Origin of the sequence: Arthrobacter sp. Cr_A7, from assembly GCF_029222765.1 — a bacterium.
Lineage (GTDB): Bacteria > Actinomycetota > Actinomycetes > Actinomycetales > Micrococcaceae > Arthrobacter.
Genome location: NZ_JARHXQ010000146.1, coordinates 13,166 through 30,310 on the forward strand (window position 1 = coordinate 13,166; position 17,145 = coordinate 30,310).

The 17,145-nt window shown below is 65.9% G+C and carries 18 protein-coding genes; 12 read left to right on the forward strand and 6 right to left on the reverse strand.

The window, feature by feature from the left end; translation table 11 throughout:
* Window position 1 precedes the first annotated feature (1 nt).
* Both P2Q66_RS09075 and P2Q66_RS09080 read right to left on the reverse strand, forming a co-directional pair.
* Window positions 2-787 carry a sulfite exporter TauE/SafE family protein gene (locus P2Q66_RS09075; RefSeq protein ID WP_275727403.1) on the reverse strand — a complete coding sequence of 262 codons (786 nt, stop codon included), beginning with the start codon at window positions 785-787 and terminating at the stop codon, window positions 2-4.
* A gap of 20 nt (window positions 788-807) precedes the next feature.
* Window positions 808-1,593, reverse strand: coding sequence for an ABC transporter ATP-binding protein (locus P2Q66_RS09080; protein WP_079596092.1), 786 nt, complete (start codon window positions 1,591-1,593; stop codon window positions 808-810).
* A gap of 120 nt (window positions 1,594-1,713) precedes the next feature.
* Between P2Q66_RS09080 and P2Q66_RS09085 the strand changes: the two genes are divergently transcribed.
* Together P2Q66_RS09085 and serB are read left to right on the forward strand one after the other, a co-directional pair.
* A complete protein-coding gene (locus P2Q66_RS09085) occupies window positions 1,714-1,845 on the forward strand; it encodes a hypothetical protein (protein WP_275727426.1) in 132 nt (43 codons plus the stop codon).
* A gap of 111 nt (window positions 1,846-1,956) precedes the next feature.
* Window positions 1,957-2,850, forward strand: coding sequence for a phosphoserine phosphatase SerB (serB, locus tag P2Q66_RS09090; RefSeq protein WP_275727405.1), 894 nt, complete (start codon window positions 1,957-1,959; stop codon window positions 2,848-2,850).
* Between the two features lie 95 nt (window positions 2,851-2,945).
* Here the strand turns inward: serB and P2Q66_RS09095 are convergent, their stop codons facing one another.
* On the reverse strand, window positions 2,946-3,707 hold the full coding sequence (locus tag P2Q66_RS09095) for an SDR family oxidoreductase (RefSeq protein WP_115523447.1): 762 nt from the start codon (window positions 3,705-3,707) through the stop codon (window positions 2,946-2,948).
* 155 nt (window positions 3,708-3,862) lie between these two features.
* Here P2Q66_RS09095 and P2Q66_RS09100 point away from each other — a divergent pair, with 155 nt between their 5' ends.
* The gene (locus tag P2Q66_RS09100; RefSeq protein ID WP_275727408.1) at window positions 3,863-4,246 is read left to right on the forward strand and encodes a DUF5655 domain-containing protein; all 384 of its coding nucleotides are present in this window, start codon (window positions 3,863-3,865) and stop codon (window positions 4,244-4,246) included.
* A gap of 41 nt (window positions 4,247-4,287) precedes the next feature.
* Here P2Q66_RS09100 and P2Q66_RS09105 read toward each other — a convergent pair whose 3' ends face one another.
* On the reverse strand, window positions 4,288-5,013 hold the full coding sequence (locus tag P2Q66_RS09105; RefSeq protein ID WP_275727410.1) for a beta-ketoacyl-ACP reductase: 726 nt from the start codon (window positions 5,011-5,013) through the stop codon (window positions 4,288-4,290).
* A 154-nt stretch (window positions 5,014-5,167) separates the two neighbouring features.
* Here P2Q66_RS09105 and P2Q66_RS09110 point away from each other — a divergent pair, with 154 nt between their 5' ends.
* Genes P2Q66_RS09110 through P2Q66_RS09125 form a run of 4 tightly spaced genes read left to right on the forward strand, consistent with a single transcriptional unit; the run spans window position 5,168 to window position 7,242 of the window.
* A complete protein-coding gene (locus tag P2Q66_RS09110; RefSeq protein WP_115523444.1) occupies window positions 5,168-5,602 on the forward strand; it encodes a DUF3099 domain-containing protein in 435 nt (144 codons plus the stop codon).
* Complete coding sequence (locus tag P2Q66_RS09115; protein ID WP_275727411.1) at window positions 5,599-5,868, forward strand: hypothetical protein; 270 nt, start codon at window positions 5,599-5,601, stop codon at window positions 5,866-5,868. The genes P2Q66_RS09110 and P2Q66_RS09115 overlap by 4 nt, the downstream gene beginning before the upstream one ends.
* The gene (locus P2Q66_RS09120) at window positions 5,869-6,762 is read left to right on the forward strand and encodes an SURF1 family protein (RefSeq protein WP_275727412.1); all 894 of its coding nucleotides are present in this window, start codon (window positions 5,869-5,871) and stop codon (window positions 6,760-6,762) included. It abuts the gene before it with no gap.
* Window positions 6,763-6,765: 3 nt separating this feature from the next.
* Window positions 6,766-7,242, forward strand: a complete 477-nt coding sequence (locus tag P2Q66_RS09125) for a YbaK/EbsC family protein (protein WP_275727413.1) — start codon at window positions 6,766-6,768, stop codon at window positions 7,240-7,242.
* Window positions 7,243-7,397: 155 nt separating this feature from the next.
* Here P2Q66_RS09125 and P2Q66_RS09130 read toward each other — a convergent pair whose 3' ends face one another.
* A complete protein-coding gene (locus P2Q66_RS09130) occupies window positions 7,398-8,996 on the reverse strand; it encodes an ABC-F family ATP-binding cassette domain-containing protein (protein WP_079596083.1) in 1,599 nt (532 codons plus the stop codon).
* A 232-nt stretch (window positions 8,997-9,228) separates the two neighbouring features.
* Here P2Q66_RS09130 and P2Q66_RS09135 point away from each other — a divergent pair, with 232 nt between their 5' ends.
* The 4 genes from P2Q66_RS09135 (at window position 9,229) to P2Q66_RS09150 (ending at window position 15,084) form a co-directional block, all read left to right on the forward strand.
* On the forward strand, window positions 9,229-11,124 hold the full coding sequence (locus tag P2Q66_RS09135; protein ID WP_275727415.1) for a cytochrome c oxidase assembly protein: 1,896 nt from the start codon (window positions 9,229-9,231) through the stop codon (window positions 11,122-11,124).
* A gap of 121 nt (window positions 11,125-11,245) precedes the next feature.
* On the forward strand, window positions 11,246-11,980 hold the full coding sequence (locus tag P2Q66_RS09140; protein ID WP_275727417.1) for a YcnI family protein: 735 nt from the start codon (window positions 11,246-11,248) through the stop codon (window positions 11,978-11,980).
* 78 nt (window positions 11,981-12,058) lie between these two features.
* Window positions 12,059-12,742, forward strand: a complete 684-nt coding sequence (locus P2Q66_RS09145) for a hypothetical protein (RefSeq protein WP_275727420.1) — start codon at window positions 12,059-12,061, stop codon at window positions 12,740-12,742.
* Complete coding sequence (locus tag P2Q66_RS09150) at window positions 12,739-15,084, forward strand: multicopper oxidase domain-containing protein (protein ID WP_275727421.1); 2,346 nt, start codon at window positions 12,739-12,741, stop codon at window positions 15,082-15,084. Before P2Q66_RS09145 ends, P2Q66_RS09150 begins: the two co-directional genes overlap by 4 nt.
* A 54-nt stretch (window positions 15,085-15,138) precedes the next feature.
* Here the strand turns inward: P2Q66_RS09150 and P2Q66_RS09155 are convergent, their stop codons facing one another.
* Complete coding sequence (locus P2Q66_RS09155; protein ID WP_275727422.1) at window positions 15,139-15,975, reverse strand: hypothetical protein; 837 nt, start codon at window positions 15,973-15,975, stop codon at window positions 15,139-15,141.
* Window positions 15,976-16,090: 115 nt separating this feature from the next.
* Here P2Q66_RS09155 and P2Q66_RS09160 point away from each other — a divergent pair.
* Window positions 16,091-17,145 (forward strand): spore photoproduct lyase family protein (locus P2Q66_RS09160; protein WP_275727424.1); only part of this gene is annotated, 1,055 nt, incomplete at its 3' end.

A 17,145-nucleotide genomic window follows, 5' to 3' on the forward strand; every position in this document is an offset into this window, starting at 1 on the left:
ATTATTTCAGCAGGTTGGCGACCATCACGCCCAGGGCCACGATGCCAAGGGTGAAGATGACGGCCCGCAGGACCTTCGGGGAGAGCTTGCGCCCCACCTTGGAACCAACCAGGCCACCGATCGTGGAACTGACGGCGATCAGCAGGACCACCAGCCAGTTGATCCGGTCGAAGGCGAAGATCAGGTACGACACGGCCGCCACCATGTTGACGCCGAGCACCAGGATGTTTTTCATGGCGTTGGCATTCTGCATGGTCCCGGTCAGGAACACGCCCAGGATGCCCACCAGCAGGATGCCCTGGGCTGCCACGAAGTAGCCCCCGTACACGCCGGCGAGGTACACCAGCACCACAAGGAGCACGCCGTGGCTGCGGTCCCGGATGGCATGTTCCGGGTTCTCCTCGCGGCTGCGCACCCATGCCTGAAGCCTGGGCTGGAAGACCACCATCAGCAGGGCAAGCACCAGCAGGACGGGTGCCACATAGTGGAAGACCTGCTCGGGCAGGTGCAGCAGCAGGTAGGCGCCGGTGATTCCGCCGAGCAGTGAGGCCGGCAGCAGCTTCATCAGCTGGCGGCCCCGGCCTGCCAGCTCGCGCCGGTAACCCCACGCCCCGGCCGCCGTGCCGGCCACCAGCCCCATGGCGTTGCTCATGGAGGCCACCACCGGCGCGACGCCGAGGGCGATGAGTACGGGAAAGGTCACCAGCGTGCCGGAGCCGACCACTGCGTTGATGGTGCCGGCCCACAGGCCCGCGAAAAAGACCAGGATGCTGCCAAGGATCTCCACTGCTGGCGGTGAACCCTGCCTTAGCGGCGGGCGGTGGCGGAGTAACGGCCGGAGTTTTCCGTCACATCCAGGGCGAGGCCGAAAGTGGCGCTGAGGTGCTCGTCGGTGAGGACTTCGGTGATGGGTCCTGCGGCCACCACGCCGCCGTCGCGCAACAGCATGGCGTGGGTGAAGCCCGGCGGAACTTCCTCAAGGTGGTGGGTCACCAGGACCATGGCCGGCGCTGCCTCGTCGCTGGCCAGTTCGCCCAGCTTGTGGACCAGTTCTTCGCGGCCGCCCAGGTCAAGGCCGGCAGCGGGCTCATCCAGCAGCAGCAGTTCGGGGTCCGTCATGAGGGCACGGGCGATCTGGACCCGCTTCCGCTCCCCCTCGGACAAGGTGGCAAAGGTCCTGTTCAGCAGGGGACCCATCCCCCAGTCGTTCAGCAGGCGGAAGGCGCGGCGCTCGTCGTCGCGCTCGTAGCCTTCCCGCCAGCGGCCGGTGACGCCGTAGGCGGCGGTGACAACGACGTTGAGGACGTTCTCATGCTCGGGGATCTGGGTGGCGAGGGCTGCCGATGACAGCCCGATGCGGGGGCGGAGTTCAAAGACGTCCACGCGGCCCAAGGTTTCGTCGAGGATGCCGGCCGTGCCGCTGCTCGGGTGGAGGCGTGCTGCTGCGATCTGGAGGAGGGTGGTTTTGCCGGCTCCGTTGGGGCCGAGGATGACCCAGCGTTCGCCTTCATTGACCTGCCAGTCAACCTTGTCCAACAGGGTCTTTTTGCCGCGGACAACGCTGACGGCATCCAATTCCAGAACATCACTCATAGGAGTAGACACTAGGACAAAAAACATGGCGACTGATAACTGATGTGACCAGCCCGACTACGCATATTCAAGCCCACAAAACTGTAGGTGGTCCCGGAGGCCGCACCTGGAGTGTTGGCTATGGCTATCGCACGCTTTCCTGTCGTTGTCCTTGACTGCCCGGACCCCAAAATCCTGGCCGAGTTCTACGGCACCCTGCTCGACTGGAAGACACGAATACCAGCCGGGCACCACGTTCCGTGTGTTCCTTGATCCGGCTGGCCACCCGTTCTGCCTCTGCCTGAGCTGATGTAGCGGACATCGGTTCCCTGCCGGCGGGACGCAATTCAAGGGGCCCGGGCCCCACTGGATAAGATTGAAGGCATGACTTCGAACGTGACTGCGGTCAGCTATGGCCAAAATATGACTCCAAACGGGCTGGAGCAGCTGCGTTCCGTCCTCGCTGCCCACGGCGCGGTTGTGCAGTCAGAGGACTCCCTGGGCGATGACCGCTACGGGGTGCACGTCGCCGGACTGGACCTTCCGGATGCCACCGCCGCCGGCCTCGCCGTACTGCGGCGGGCCATTGCGGACACGGCCATCGATGGCCTGGACACCGCGCTGGTTCCGGCCGGGCTCCGTGCCGCGGAGCGCAAACTGCTCATCATGGACGTCGACTCCACCCTCATCCAGCAGGAAGTCATCGAGCTCCTGGCGGCATACGCCGGCAAGCGCGAGGAGGTGGCAGCCGTCACGGAAGCCGCCATGCGCGGGGAACTGGACTTCACCCAGAGCCTGCACGCCCGGGTGGCCGTGCTCGCGGGGCTGCCCGCCGACGTCGTCAATAACGTCCGCGCGGAAGTGAAACTGAGCCTGGGGGCCGCGGAACTGGTGGCAGCGTTCAAGAAGGCCGGCCATGTGGTGGCCGTCGTGTCCGGCGGATTCAACCAGATCCTCGAGCCCATCGCCGCTGACCTTGGCCTGGACTACTGGCAGGCCAATGAGCTGGAAATCGTTGACGGCGCACTGACCGGCAAGGTGCTGGGCGCCGTGGTGGACCGTGCCGCCAAAGAAAAGTTCCTGCGTGAATGGGCCGCCGCGGAAGGCATCGCCCTGGAACACACCATTGCCGTTGGCGACGGCGCCAACGACCTGGACATGCTCGGCGCCGCAGGCATCGGCATCGCCTTTAATGCCAAGCCTGCCGTGCGCGCCGTGGCGGATGCCGCCGTCAACATGCCCTATCTCGACGCCGTCCGCTACGTCGCCGGCGTCTGATCCCTTAGTGCCCTTAACCGCGAAATGACAGTTCGCGGCAGTGTCCCGAAGGAACATTGCCGCGAACTGTCATTTCGGTGTGGGAGGAAGCCTAGCTAGCTGGCGGACTGGCCGCCCTTGCCGAAGTAGTCGGCTCCACCGGCGTACTCGGTGTGGCCGGATTCCACGTCGGCGGTCACCATGCCGGCCACCACCTGGGCGAATTCCTCCACTGAGTACAGTTTCCCGGCCTCGGCACGGCGGGCCTCGATGGCTCCGGGGGTGGAGCGGTCCAGCAGCGTGGCGGTGACGGTGCCCTCGATCATGTCGCCGGACACAACCACCAGGGAGATGCCCTTCTCGGCCAGTGCGGGAATGAGATCGCGGAGTGCGTCCTCACCGGCGCGCTTGCTGCGGGCCACCGGCTCGTAGGCAGGCATGGTGGGGACGGTGTTGATGAAGTGCGCCTGGTGGCTGGTGACGAAGACCACCCGTGAGCCCTCCTTCATCAGGGGCACCGCGGCGTTGAGCATGTTGACCTGGGCGTCGCGGTTCAGCTTGAGTGCGTAGTCCTCGCCCATGCCGGTTTCCATGCCGCCGGAGGCGTTCAGGACCAGGATGTCCAGGGAACCGAAGTTTTCCATCGCGGCGGAGGCCAGGGCCTGCACGCCTTCCTGGGTGGTGAGGTCTGCGCCCACGGCGACGGCGCGGCCGCCGTCGGCCTCGATGCCCTGCACTACCTTGTTGGCGCGCGGCGCCTTCTGGCGGTAGTTGACCACGACGGCGGCGCCCTGGCCGGCGAGGATTTTGGCCACGTCAGCGCCGATGCCGCGCGATGATCCAGTGACGATGGCGGTCTTGTTGTCCAGCAGTCCCATAGGGGCTCCTTTTGTTCGAAACGTCTAAGTCGGAGTTGGTCTGCAGTCCATCATGCCAGCGGCCGGTGCTGATTCCGTTGTCTGACCTCCACAAAGAAGGCGATGCCAGCTAGTTTGACGGTGCTGCACACCTTGACCCGGCGTAGGCTCCCCGTATGGCACAGCAGCGGCCGGCCGGTGCGGAGTCCACGCCGGAACAGGTCTTCAGCAATTCACCTGAGGGACTGCGCATCTATGAGGCGGTAGGGCGGGCTCTAAGCGGCGCCGTCCCGGCCACGGTGCATACCACCATTAGCCAGGTGGCTTTCCGGAACCGGCGCGGATTCGCCTATGTCTGGAATCCGCGCCGACATCTTAAAACCGATGTTCCGGCCGTGCTGTCCATTGTCCTCCCCCGCCGTCTGGAGTCTTCCCGGTTTAAGGAAATAGTCCATCCATCCCCAGGCGTCTGGATGCATCACCTGGAACTGCGCACCGTCGAGGACATTGACGACGAAGTGGCAGGCTGGCTGGAAGAGGCGTTCGCGGCGGCGGGGTGAGCATGTGCCGTCCGCGTGCGTCCGCCGGTGCAGGTTGTGCCTTAGTGCCCCATGCCCAGGCCGCCGTCCACCGGGATGACGGCGCCGGAAATGTAGGCGGCTTCGTCGCTGGAGATCCAGCGGACCACGTTGGCAACTTCCGAGGCCTCGGCAAAGCGGCCGGCCGGGATGCTGGTGAGGTAGTCCTTCTGCGTGGCTTCGGGGAGTTCTGCGGTCATGTCCGTGTTGATGAAGCCCGGTGCCACCACGTTGGCGGTGATGCCGCGGGAACCGAGTTCGCGTGTCAGGGAACGGGCGATGCCCACCAGGCCCGCCTTCGAGGCGGAGTAGTTGATCTGTCCGGGCGCACCGTACAGGCCGGAGACCGAGGAAATGAGGACAACACGGCCCTTGCGGAGCCGGATCATGCCCTTGGAGGCCCGCTTGATGACCCTGAAGGCACCGGTCAGGTTCGTGTCGATGACGGAGGTGAAGTCGTCTTCGCTCATGCGCAGCAGCAGTGTGTCCTTGGTGATGCCGGCGTTGGCCACCAGGACCTCGACCGGGCCGTGGGCAGCCTCAACCTCTTTGAAGGCCGCGTCCACGGAGGCCTCGTCGGTGACGTCGGCCCTGACGCCCAGGATTCCTTCGGGCAGTTTCGACTCGCTGCGGTAAGTCACCGCCACCTTGTCCCCATTGGCCAGGAAAGCCTCAGCGATGGCCAGGCCGATGCCGCGGTTGCCGCCTGTGATCAGGACGCTGCGGGGGGCGGAAACTGCTTCAGTCATTTAGAGGCTCCGGAATTCTGCGGCATGCTGCGCCGCGGTAGCAAAGGGTGTGATTTGGCTGCCTCCGATCTTAGCGCCCGCCTTGGCCCGGGTTTGGGTGCCACTGCCGATGGTGAGAGAATTGATGCAAGCCTTTGGAGCGTGATAAACCACCGTGACCCTTGAAAACCATGCGGGACAATCGGCGCCTGAAGAACCCGGGCGGTTCTCCGGCGATTCGGAGGTTCACAGCATTACGGATGCCGCGGGAGCCCATTCCGAGGACATGCGTAAGCGCATGATCAAGTACGCGCTGGCGATGGGCATCCGCATGGTCTGCCTGATCCTCATCTTCGTGGTGGACGGCTGGTTCAAGATCCTCATGGTTGCCGGAGCGGTCTTCCTCCCATGGATCGCGGTGGTCATCGCCAACGGCAACGATAAGGCGGAGGCACACAGCGACCTGTTGCTGGATTCCGCGCCGCTGGCCGAGATAGAGAGCCCGCCCCAACCCTTGGTTGCCGACAGGCCCGGCGACGAGGTCCTGCAGGGCGAGTTGATTAACGACGACGACGAGACCGGCCCCGGGGAGGAGCGCAAGGCATCATGAGCATTTTTGATTTCGCTGCAGGGTCTGAACCGTCCTTTGCGGAGGCCGCCGCCGTCTGTTCACGCAAGGCCTGCCGGTCCGGCGCCTCCTGGCAGCTCCTCTGGAACAATCCCAAGATCCACACCCCCGAGCGCCGCAAAATCTGGCTTGCCTGCGCAGAGCACCGGGACTGGCTGGAGGATTACCTGCAGACCCGCGGGCTCTGGAAGGAAACCCTCCCGCTGGAAGCCGGCTCCCCGGCTGGCCTTTTGGAGCAGGACAGCTGAATGTACCGTTTCCTCTTTTCCAGCAAGTGGCTGGGTTATCTCCTGCTGGCTGCCATCTTTGCCACCGCCTGCGTCTTCCTGGGCCGCTGGCAGATGGACCGCCGCGCTGAGACGCTTGCCGAAATCAACCGCGTGGTGACCAACTACTCCGCAGCCCCCGTTCCCTTTGCTGAAGTCCGGGACCAGTTCACGAAGCTGGACCCTGCGAAGGAGTGGACCCAGGTGGAACTGAAGGGCACCTACGACGTGGCGGGCCAGCGGATAGTCCGCAACCGTCCGCTGAACGGCCAGCCCGGCTACGAGGTGGTTGTCCCCTTCCGCCTGGCCTCCGGTGAAACGGTGGTGATTGACCGCGGGTGGCTGCCCATCGGCAACAAGAACCCGGGAAGCCCGGATTCGGTGCCGGAACCGCCGGCCGGTGAGGTGACCGCCGTCGTGCGCCTGAAGCACCCGGAACCTGAACTGCAGCGCGGCGCACCCGAAGGCCAGCTGGCGTCCATCGACCTCACTGCGTACTCGGCACAGCTGGGGTATCCCCTGCTCACCGGCGCCTACGGCCAGCTCGCGTCGGAGACACCGCCGGCAGCACAGATGCCGGCGGCCTTCCCGAAGCCGTCCACGGAGGAGGGCACGCACCTGTCCTACTCCCTGCAGTGGTTCGCCTTCGGTGTCCTGATGTTCGTCGGCTTCGGCTACGCGGCCCGCCAGCAGGCCCGCAACGCGGCGATCGACGCCGAGGACGAGGCCGAAGGCATGGACGGGTCGCTGGATTCGGGCAGCCCCGTTCACTCCGCTGCCGCGGCAGCCCGCCGTCGTCCGTCGCCTCCCCGCAAGCGCAAGAAGGCGACCTCTGAAGAGGAGGAAGACGCCCTCCTCGACGCCCAGGGCTACTGAGGCATGACGGAGTACGACGGCGGCCCGGTAGGCCGGGTGCGCTCAGCGTTGGTCCGCTCAGGTGTTGGCGACACCGTGCGGACCTTTCCGGCCGGCGTCCCGACAGCAGCCGCGGCGGCCGAGGCTTTGGAATGCGACATCGCCGCCATCACCAACAGCCTGATCTTCGATCTCAACGGGGAGCCCCTGCTCATCCTGGCCAGCGGTGCAGCCCGCGTGGACACAAAGCTGGTGGCTGAGCAGTTGGGAGAAGGCCGAATCCGCCGGGCCTCCCCAGACTTCGTCCTGAAGCACACCGGCCAGCATGTAGGCGGTGTGGCCCCGGTTGGCCACCCCGAAAAGATCAGGACCCTCCTGGACGAGTCGCTCCAGAAGCACAACCTCCTCTGGGCAGGAGCAGGCGACCACAACTCAATGTTGAGCATCACCTACAAAGAGCTGCAAAGAATCACCGAAGCAAAGGAACTGCCCGTCCGCTGACAACTGAACCACGCTGACCGGTGACGAACCCACAAGCGAGGTAGTGCGGGTGATTTATGTAGCGTGCGTCAAAGGCGAGGGACGAGCCAGCACGCGGGAAATCGCGCGCGCTGCGGAGCGAAGGCGACCACGGCGCACCAACCGGGAGGGAAGGCTTAAGCCAGGGTTATCAGGTCCAGGTAGTCTTCGTTCCAGTGGTCTTCGACGCCGTCGGGCAGCAGGACAACGCGCTCGGGGTTGAGTGCTTCGACCGCCCCTTCGTCGTGGCTGACCAGGACGACGGCGCCGCTGTAGTTCTTGAGGGCGCCAAGGATTTCGGCGCGGCTGGCGGGGTCGAGGTTGTTGGTGGGCTCGTCGAGGAGGAGCACATTCGCGCTGGACGCGACGATGGTGGCCAGGGCAAGGCGGGTTTTTTCGCCGCCGGAGAGGACGCCGGCCGGCTTGTCCACGTCGTCGCCGGAAAACAGGAATGAACCGAGGATGCCGCGGACTTCGGCGTCCTTCATGTCGGGGGCAGCGGAACGCATGTTTTCCAGGACTGTGCGGTCCACGTCGAGCGTTTCGTGTTCCTGGGCGTAGTAGCCCACCTTGAGGCCGTGGCCGGCAATAACGTCACCGGTGTCTGGCTGGTCCACGCCTGCGAGCATCCGCAGGAGGGTGGTTTTGCCGGCGCCGTTGAGGCCGAGGATGACCACCTTGGAGCCGCGGTCGATGGCCAGGTCCACGTCGGTGAAGATCTCGAGCGAACCGTAGGACTTGCTGAGGCCTTCCGCGGTGAGCGGGGTTTTGCCGCAGGGTGACGGGTCCGGGAACCTCAGGGCGGCCACGCGGTCCTGCTCGCGCACGGCTTCAAGTCCGCTGAGCAGGCGTTCTGCACGCTTGGCCATGTTCTGCGCTGCGACGGCCTTGGTGGCTTTGGCACGCATCTTGTTGGCCTGGTCAAACAGGACCTGGGCCTTCTTTTCGGCGTTCGCGCGTTCCCGCTTGCGCGCACGTTCGTCGGTTTCGCGCTGGGTGAGGTAGCGCTTCCAGTCCATGTTGTAGAAGTCGATCTGCGCACGGTTGGCGTCGAGCAGGAAGACCTTGTTCACGGTGGCTTCGAGGAGCTCAGTATCGTGGCTGATCACGATCAGGCCGCCCTGGTGGTTCTTCAGGAAGTCCCGCAGCCAGGCGATGGAATCGGCGTCGAGGTGGTTGGTTGGCTCGTCGAGGAGCATGGTTTCTGCATCCGAATACAGGATGCGCGCCAGCTCCACACGGCGGCGCTGGCCACCGGAGAGGGTCTTGAGCGGCTGGTTCAGCAACCGGTCCGGCAGTGCGAGGTTGGAGCAGATGGCTGCAGCCTCGGCCTCGGCAGCGTATCCGCCCGCTGCCAGGAACTCGGACTCGAGCCGGTCATAGCGGTTCATCGCCTTGCGCTGGACGGCGGGATCGTCGCTCGCCATTTCGTCGTGTGCGGTCCGGAGTTTGCCGACGGCGATGTCCAGGCCCCGGACGGACAGGATGCGGTCCCGTGCGAGCTGCTCCATGTCAGGGGTGCGGGGATCCTGCGGCAGGTAGCCGATTTCCCCGGTGCGGGTTACTTTGCCGGCGGCCGGCAGGCCTTCCCCGGCAAGGACGCGCGTAAGGGTGGTCTTGCCCGCGCCGTTACGGCCCACGAGCCCGATCTTGTCTCCCTTGTCGATGCGGAAGCTCACCTGGTCCATCAGGAGCCGGGCGCCGGCACGCAGTTCAAGATCCTGAACAGTAATCACAGCAGGTAAAGCCTTTCACAGCAGGGATAAGCCGCGGCCCGGATTGTCTGCGGTGGGCGTGGGCGGCAATGGCCGGAGAACGGCCCATCCAAGTCTACCGTCCAGGCCAAGCATGGAGAACCGCGGGTGGGATGCCAAGGATTTCCCAAGTGGCGCACGCCAAGCTGGCACAACATCAGGCGGCGTTGCTGCGCCACCAGGATCAGGGCCGGAGGGCCGCGGAAGGGGCGCGATGTCGCTGAAGATGCAGGCAGTGGCCGGGACAGCGCTGCTGGTGGCAGGGATGCTGTCGCTGGCGTGGGCCTACAATTACGGCGGCGGCGCGGACCCGGGGCCCTTGGACAGGGCAGGATTGGCCGTGACCTGGGGACTGCCCGCCGCGAAGCTTCTGTGCAACCTCGCCAGCGCCGGCACTATCGGTACCCTCATGCTTGCGGCGTTTGCGCTCCCCCGCGGCGGAGCCGCCTACTTCGAGGCTCTTCGATGGGCAGGATGGTCGGCGGCTGTCTGGGCCGCGGGAGCCTGCATCCATACCTCGGCGAGTTTCCTGTTCATGGCCAACAGGAGCCCTGCAGCCGGGTTTGATGAGGCATTCCTGACGTTCCTGATCGGGATCGATGCCGGCCGGTCCGGCACACTGACCATCCTCATAGCAACAGCTGTGGCTATTTCTTGCTCCCGGCTGCGGGGCCCCCGCATGCTTGCACTCACCACCGTTACAGCCTTCGCTGGCCTGTTGCCCCTGGTCATGACATCCCACGCCGCCGGCAGCACCGACCATGCGGACAGTACCACCGCGCTGTTCGTGCATTCGGCCACAGCGGCCGTCTGGCTCGGCGGCCTGCTGGCCCTGATGGTGCTGCGGCCTGTGCTGCCGCCCGGCCAGCTGGGCGCGACGGTACGCCGGTACTCGACGTTGGCGTTGGTGTGCTTCATAGCCCTTGCGGTTTCGGGATATATGGGCGCCCTGGCAACAATCAGCACGATCGAAGCCGTGTTCAGCCCCTATGGCGCAATCGTCCTTGCCAAGGCCGGTGTGCTCATCATCCTCGGGGTGTTCGGGGCGTTCCACCGGCGTTGGTCGATCAACCGGCTGGAGCTTGCACCGGAACGGGGCGGCCGCCTCTTCGCCGCCCTCGCCGTTGCCGAGCTCGCCGTGATGGGGATCGCTTCCGGGATGGCCGCGGCGCTTGCCCGGACGGAACCGCCGCCAGCCGCCACATCCGGGGAGCCGGGCCCCGTGCTTCCCGAGCCCGGGCTGTGGGAATACCTGTCCGGCTGGGCCCCCGATCCGGTGTGGAGCCTGGTCTGCGGGTTCGCCGTCGTGATCTATCTGTCGGGCATACGCCGGCTCCACACAACCGGCCGGTCCTGGCCCCTACACCGCACCCTGCTGTGGTTGGCGGGAGTGGCGGTCCTGTTCATCGTCACCAACGGCGGCGTGCATGCCTATCAGGGCTACCTGTTCAACGCCCACGTGCTGACACAGATGATGCTTACCGCCATCGTGCCGCTGCTGCTCGTCCCGGCCGCCCCGCTGACCCTGGCCACCCTGACCGTCATCGCCAGAACGGACGGCAGCGCCGGGGCTAAGGAGTTCCTGGAACGGACCGTGCAGCCGGTCCTCGCAGCACTGAGGAGGGATCCATTTCCGGCAGTTCCCCTTCTCGCGGCGTCCCTCTTCGCCATCTACTACACCCCCTTGCTCGACTGGGCAGCCACCGGACAAATCGGCTACAGCGCCATGAGCCTGCTTGCCCTGGTGACCGGTTGCCTGGCCACCGCCGCACTCACAGGGAACCAGGATCCGGGCACCGGCGGCGCCCCGGGCAGGCGGCTGCCTGTCGTGGCGGGAATAGCCGGACTCTACGCATTCTGCGGATGGAGGTTGATGGAGCAGGCTCCGTCCATGGAATTGCCTTGGTCCACCTCTGCAGGCCGGCCGTGGGGGCAGTCGCCCGCGGCTGCCGCAGAATTGGCGGGCCCCGCAATGTGGTCCATCGCAGCCCTGATGCTGGGCATTCTCACCGTGATGATCATCTTCCGCCGTGAATCGGGCCCCGGGGATCCGCGCGCCGGAGCTGCGAACAGTCATGCCCGTAGCCTGCGTGAGGATGTGGCAGCGTAGCGCTCCCGATGGCGGAGCGGACAGCGGTTCAACCCGGGCGTCCGCACTTGCTATTCACAAGGTATTTCCGGGGTCATCCCCGCATGCTGTGGTTTGTAGCCCACCTGTAAAAGGACTGTCCATGACAACCAGACCCCCTCGTTCGTTGCGAGCAGCTGCCATCGGTGCAGCCACGGCAGCCTGTCTGACTGTTGGCCTCGATGCCGCGTCCGCCCACGTGTCGGTGACCCCGGAAGGTACCGATGAAGGCGGGTACACCCAGTTGACCTTCAAGGTTCCCAGCGAATCCAAGACCGCCACAACCACCACCGTCAAGGTGGATCTGCCCACGGCAACACCGTTCACGTCGGTCCGCGTGAAGCCCGTCCCGGGTTGGACCGCCCGGATTGCCAAAGGCACGTTGCCGCAGCCGGTAACCGTGGACGGGGCCACCGTCACCGAAGCGCCCCTGTCCGTAACCTGGACGGCCAACGACGTGCAGAGCCAGCTGACCGAGGACCAGTACCAGACCTTCTCGTTGTCTGTGGGGCGGCTTCCGAAGGCCGGTACTGCTGTGTTGCTGCCCGCGGCGCAGACCTACTCTGACGGCAGCGTCCGGAACTGGGACGATCCGGTGGTCGAAGGCCAAGGCGAGCCCCAGGACCCCGCCCCGGTCTTCACCACCACCGCTGCCTCGACCACCCAGCATGGCCACGCCTCAGCACCCGCGGCGGAAACCGCCGTCGTGCCCGCTGCCTCGGTAACCGCCGGCGCATCTGTCCCGGCGCTTACCTGGGTGGCCTTCGCGGCAGGACTGTTCGGGCTGGCCGCGGGAGTTGCTGCCCTCCTCCGCGCCGGCAGGATCAGGAAGGGCTAAGCGGCGGCAGGACCTCCAAGGTTTCCGCAGGTGGCTGCCAGCACGATGAGCCTAATCCGCAACAACATGGGAGGCGAGATGAATTCTCATGCAAGCCAATTTTCCAATCGAGGCCTCAACCGCCGCCAGTTCGGACTGGTGCTCGGTGGCGGCGCTTTCCTGCTGCTGGCCGGGGGCAGCTACGGCGTTGTGGGACGAAGCCCGCAGACCACAACCACGAGTGTGGCCACGGTTTTTGGTTCCCTCACCATCGTTCGGGCCGGACGCCTCGCCCGCCTGGATGCCCAGGGCCAGCCGGCTTTCCGGACCCTGGCGGCGGCTGCTTCACACATGAACGCCGGCAGGGGCACCGGAGGCAGCACGCAGGTCCGGCGGGCCAGCACTAGAGAAGAGCTCCGCCTCGATAGACACGGCCACGATGACTGGACGCCGGGCGCCCCGGCGGGGCCGGAACCAGTAAACCTCACCTGGTCCGACGTCGTCCTGGTCGAAGTGCAGCTCCGGAATGCCGGGCCGGTACCAGTGCTATTCAGCCCGGGGCAGCTGCGGCTGAAGCTGCGTCCCTCAGGGACAACAGTCACTCCACGCGACTCTGACCGCAACCCCGGCCCCGTAGCACCGCACGCATCGGAGCACATTCTGATCAGCTACCTGGCCCCACGCGATGCCTTCGAGCTGGAGCTGGACTACTCGGACGAGCAACGGGACGTAACTTACCAGCTGGCCCTGCCGCCGATGGCCGCGGAAGAGGTGCGGTCATGAACATCCTGGACGTCCACATCAATGAAGGCTACGTCCCGATGGTGGACGGCTCCCTGGTCTACCACCGGGGCTTCGGCGAGCGCCGCACCACTGTGACCGACACCAGCCCGTCGCTGTGGATGAGCCCACGGGTCTTCTCCGCGGACGGACAACTGGTGGCCAGCAGGACGTATCCCCTGGACGCCCCGACGCCGCCGCACGGCAGGCCCGCGCCCCTGCAGACCGACTCGGACAATCCCGGAGAGTACTTGGCCAGGAAGGAATACTGGGCCAGCTATTTTCCGGACCGTACCCTCATCGCCGAGACAGGCAGCACCGTCCGGATAAGGGTGCATAACCACCTTCCGCAACCGCACGAACTCCGGTTCCATGCCGCCGGTCCCGCCGAACAGGATGAAACGACGGGCCCTGTTGCTCCGGGGACATCGGCTCTCCTTGAGTTCGAAGCGCCGCCGCCCGGGACCTATCTGTTCACGGACCCGGGCAACGCGTCCGTGGAACGGACCCTCGGCCTCTACGGTGCGCTTGTGGTGATAGACCCGTCCAGCGCCTGGCAGCTTTTCCCGGGTGGGACCGAGTTCGAACGGCAGTGGCTGTGGTTGTGCCACGACGTGGATCCGAACTGGGCCCGCATAGCTTCCCGCGGCGAAACGGTCAATCCCGCTTCAAAACCGGCCGTACCCCGCTACTTCACCCTCAACGGTTACGCGGGCTTCCAGTCGCTGGCGGTCACCACGGATGAGGAATTCAATGAGCGCCGGGAGCAGGACACGCTCCCCTCCGGCCACCCGCGTGAAACGGATGTGCGGAACTTCAGCGCCTCGCCAAGCCCGGGTGGCGTCCGGACCGGCCAGCTGATGAGGATGGTCAACGCCGGCATCGTGGACCACCAGCTGCACTACCACGGCAACCATGTCTGGACGGTGCGCGCCAACGGCGAAGACTTCCCCCGCAGTGGCGGGCGGGTCAGTGCGGACGGGGACGTGCTCCTGCAACACTGGGAGGACACAGTACAGCTCGAACCGATGGACCGAAAGGAGTCGCTGCTTCCCGTCCGGCGTCCACCCGAGGTGGTGGACCAGGTGTGGAACGCCCGCAGTGGCGACTGGAAGTATCCGATGCACTGCCACGCGGAGCCCTCGCAGACGGCGGCCGGCGGGCTGTACCCCGGCGGCCTCGTGGCGGACTGGGTCCTGGCAGCGGGCACGATTCCTGAGCCAGGGCTTCCGGGCACCGTGGCGGGCGGTCATCACCTGTACCGGAGCCAGGTGGAGTTCGCCTCGGACCAGCCTCATGAGGGAAGCCCGGAAACTGAGTTCCGCCAGCGCCCGGACGTCAGCATGGTGTTCGATTTCTTCAACAGGAAATTGCAGGTGCCCAACGGCCCTGAAATCGAGTTTTGGAGTTTCGAGGACGAGAGGTCCGGCCGCGGGCTTCCCGGGCCGCTGTTGCGGCTGACGGAGGGGCAACTGTTCCACGGCACGGTGGAACCCAGCAAGAGGGTCCACACCATCCACTGGCACGGCATCGAACCCGACCCCCGGAACGACGGCGTAGGCCACACCTCCTTCGAAGTCACCGGGGAGTACACCTACCAGTGGAGGCCTGAGGTCGGCGTCCCCGGCAACCCCAACCGCGGCTCCGCCGGAACCTACTTCTACCACTGCCACGTCAACACCCCCATGCACGTACAAATGGGTATGTTCGGGCCCATCATCGTCGATCCGCAGGTCAGTTCCACTGCCCAGCCCCCCAAGGGAACCCGCCGCCACTCAACTGACGGCCCGCTGTACGACATCGCCACCGAGACATTGATCGCCCCCTATTCGATTGACCCGCGCTGGCACGAACTGAACCACGCGGCCGGTCTGTCCGGGGACGACGCAGGCCTCAACCGCTTCGAGCCAAAACACTTCGTTCTCCTGGGCGGCACGGTCCCCACCCGGCCCAGGGGGGACAGGATATGGGCCATCAGTGCGATGCGCGCCAATGTGGTCAGGGACGGCATCGCTCCCACGCTGGTGCGGATGGTGAATGTCGACTACTTCCCCACCCGTACCCGGTTCCTCGATGCGGCCGGCCAACCGGCCGAGATTGCCGAACTGATCTCGCACGATGGACGTCCCTTCTGGAATACCCCCGACCCGGACGGACCGGCCCTCCAGCCCTCCCAGGTCGGCCAGCCGCTGGTCACCAGCATCCTCAAATCCGGCGCAGCCGAAAAGTTCGATTTCCTGCTGCGCCCACCGGCGGCGGGAAGGTACACCATCGCGGTCGACTTCCTGCACTGGATCACCGGTCAGGTCCTGGCGACACGCACCGTGGCCGTCACCGCCTATTAGGGGTCCGCCAGGAACGGCAGGCAACCGAGCGGCGCAACGGTTGCGGCGGCGTGCTCAGGCAGCGGCGCGCGGCAGGACGAGCATGTAGCCGGTGGGCAGGTCGCTGCTCCAGCGCCGCGGTTCGCGGACCACGAACTGCGTGGCCAACTGCTCGGGCGTGAGCAGGCTGTTGGGCTCGGGCGACGGACCCCACCGCTCGCTGCCGTGCGGGTGAAGCGGATCCAGGACGCGGATGCCGGTGACCGGGAACTCCGGGAACCGGGCGGGATCACCAAGGGACTCGAACCCGCTCATCACCCATGCGTGGCGGCCGCTCCACATGACCAGCCCCACCGGCCGTCCGGTCTCCGTGATGGCGCGCGCCGCCGTCTGCAGCGCATCCTCATAGTCAGGAACGCTGACGACCGTGTATGGCCCCATTCCAGCCTCGGTCAGCACCTGCGCCCAGCCGAGCGGGTTGGCGCCGTTGAACGAGTTGTTCGACCGTGCCCGCGCCATCTCCCACAGGTCTCCCTGCTGGGTGGAATCGGTCCAGGTGCCGCCCCCGGTGTCATCGATGAGGTTGTGCGCCATCTGGATGCTCGCCGCTACACACCAGTCGAAGGTGTACTGCGGCACGAAGTCCCCCTCCTGGTACAGGTTGAGGGCGAATGGCTGGGGTACGGGGGCGGGCGCCGGGACCTCGGGCGGGGCAGAAGCCGGGGCGGGGGTGGGAGTAGACGAGGGGGCCGGCTGAGGGGCGACGACGTCTCCCGCGGCCTGCGGGGCCGAAGAGGCCGGGACGGGTTGTTCAGTGACGGCGTCGAGATGGCCGACGGCGGGTGTGCAGCCCGCGAGGAAGGCCGCCAGGGCCATAACCCAGGCAAGAAGACGGAGACGGGCGCCGTTCATGATCGCTCCAGTCTAGCGCGGCGGGAATGACCCGGGCAGGGGATGATGGCCGCCACAGCACATGCCGTGGGCTTAACTGCCCGCGCCATCCTTGCCGCCTTGGGAGAATGGAACCGTGGAATTCAACCGGCTGCTGCAAATCCGCCGCATCTACGCGCAGCCCGCTGCCCTGGAGCTGCCCCGCGGCAAGGAGGTCGTGGAACGCTGGCCGGACGCCGACGTCGTGCTTGTCGACAACCACTGGAACATCCCCGAGCTGCACGGGGATGAAACGAACGTGCCGCGCTGGTCCCGCATCAAGACCGAGGCCCTGGTCCTCGGCGTCAAGAAGGCGCTGACCGTCAAGCCGAACGGCCGGTCCGCGGACTTCATTGCCCCCTCCACCGCAAACGGCTGCGCCATGGCCTGCGCCTACTGCTACGTGCCCCGGCACAAGGGGTACAGCAACCCGGTAACCGTGTTTGCCAACATCGACCAGATTGCCGGCGCCCTTGAACGGCACGCGACCCGCCAGGGCATTAAGCTGGAGCCCAACCAGTGCGACCCGGAACTCTGGGTCTACGACATCGGCGAAAACAGCGACTGCTCCGTCGACGCGCTGATCAGCGACAACGTGGAGGACCTCGTTACGCTTTTCCGCGACCTGCCCACCGCCAAGCTGTCCTTTGCCACCAAGTACGTGAACCCGGCGATGCTCGGCTGGGACCACGGCGGCCACACCAGGATCCGCTTTTCGCTCATGCCCGCGGCTTTGGCCAAGTCGATTGACGTCCGGACCTCGCCGGTGGCTGAACGCATGGCTGCGATCAACGACTTTGTGGATGCCGGGTACGAGGTGCACGTCAACTTCTCCCCCGTCATCATCACCGACACCTGGCTGCGCGACTGGGAGGAGTTGCTGCGCCAGCTTGATGCCACCCTGACAGCTGCAGCCAAGGCCCAGCTCGCGGCAGAAGTCATCTTCCTGACGCACAATGAGCGGCTCCATGAGGTCAACCTGGGGTGGCATCCGCAGGCCGAGAACGTGCTGTGGCGCCCGGACCTGCAGGAATCGAAGGTCTCGTCCAACGGGTTCAGCAACGTCCGCTACCGTTCCGGGACCAAGGGCCGCTATGTGCGGCAGCTGACCGCGCTGATTGAGGACATCGCGCCCTACTGCCGCATCCGTTA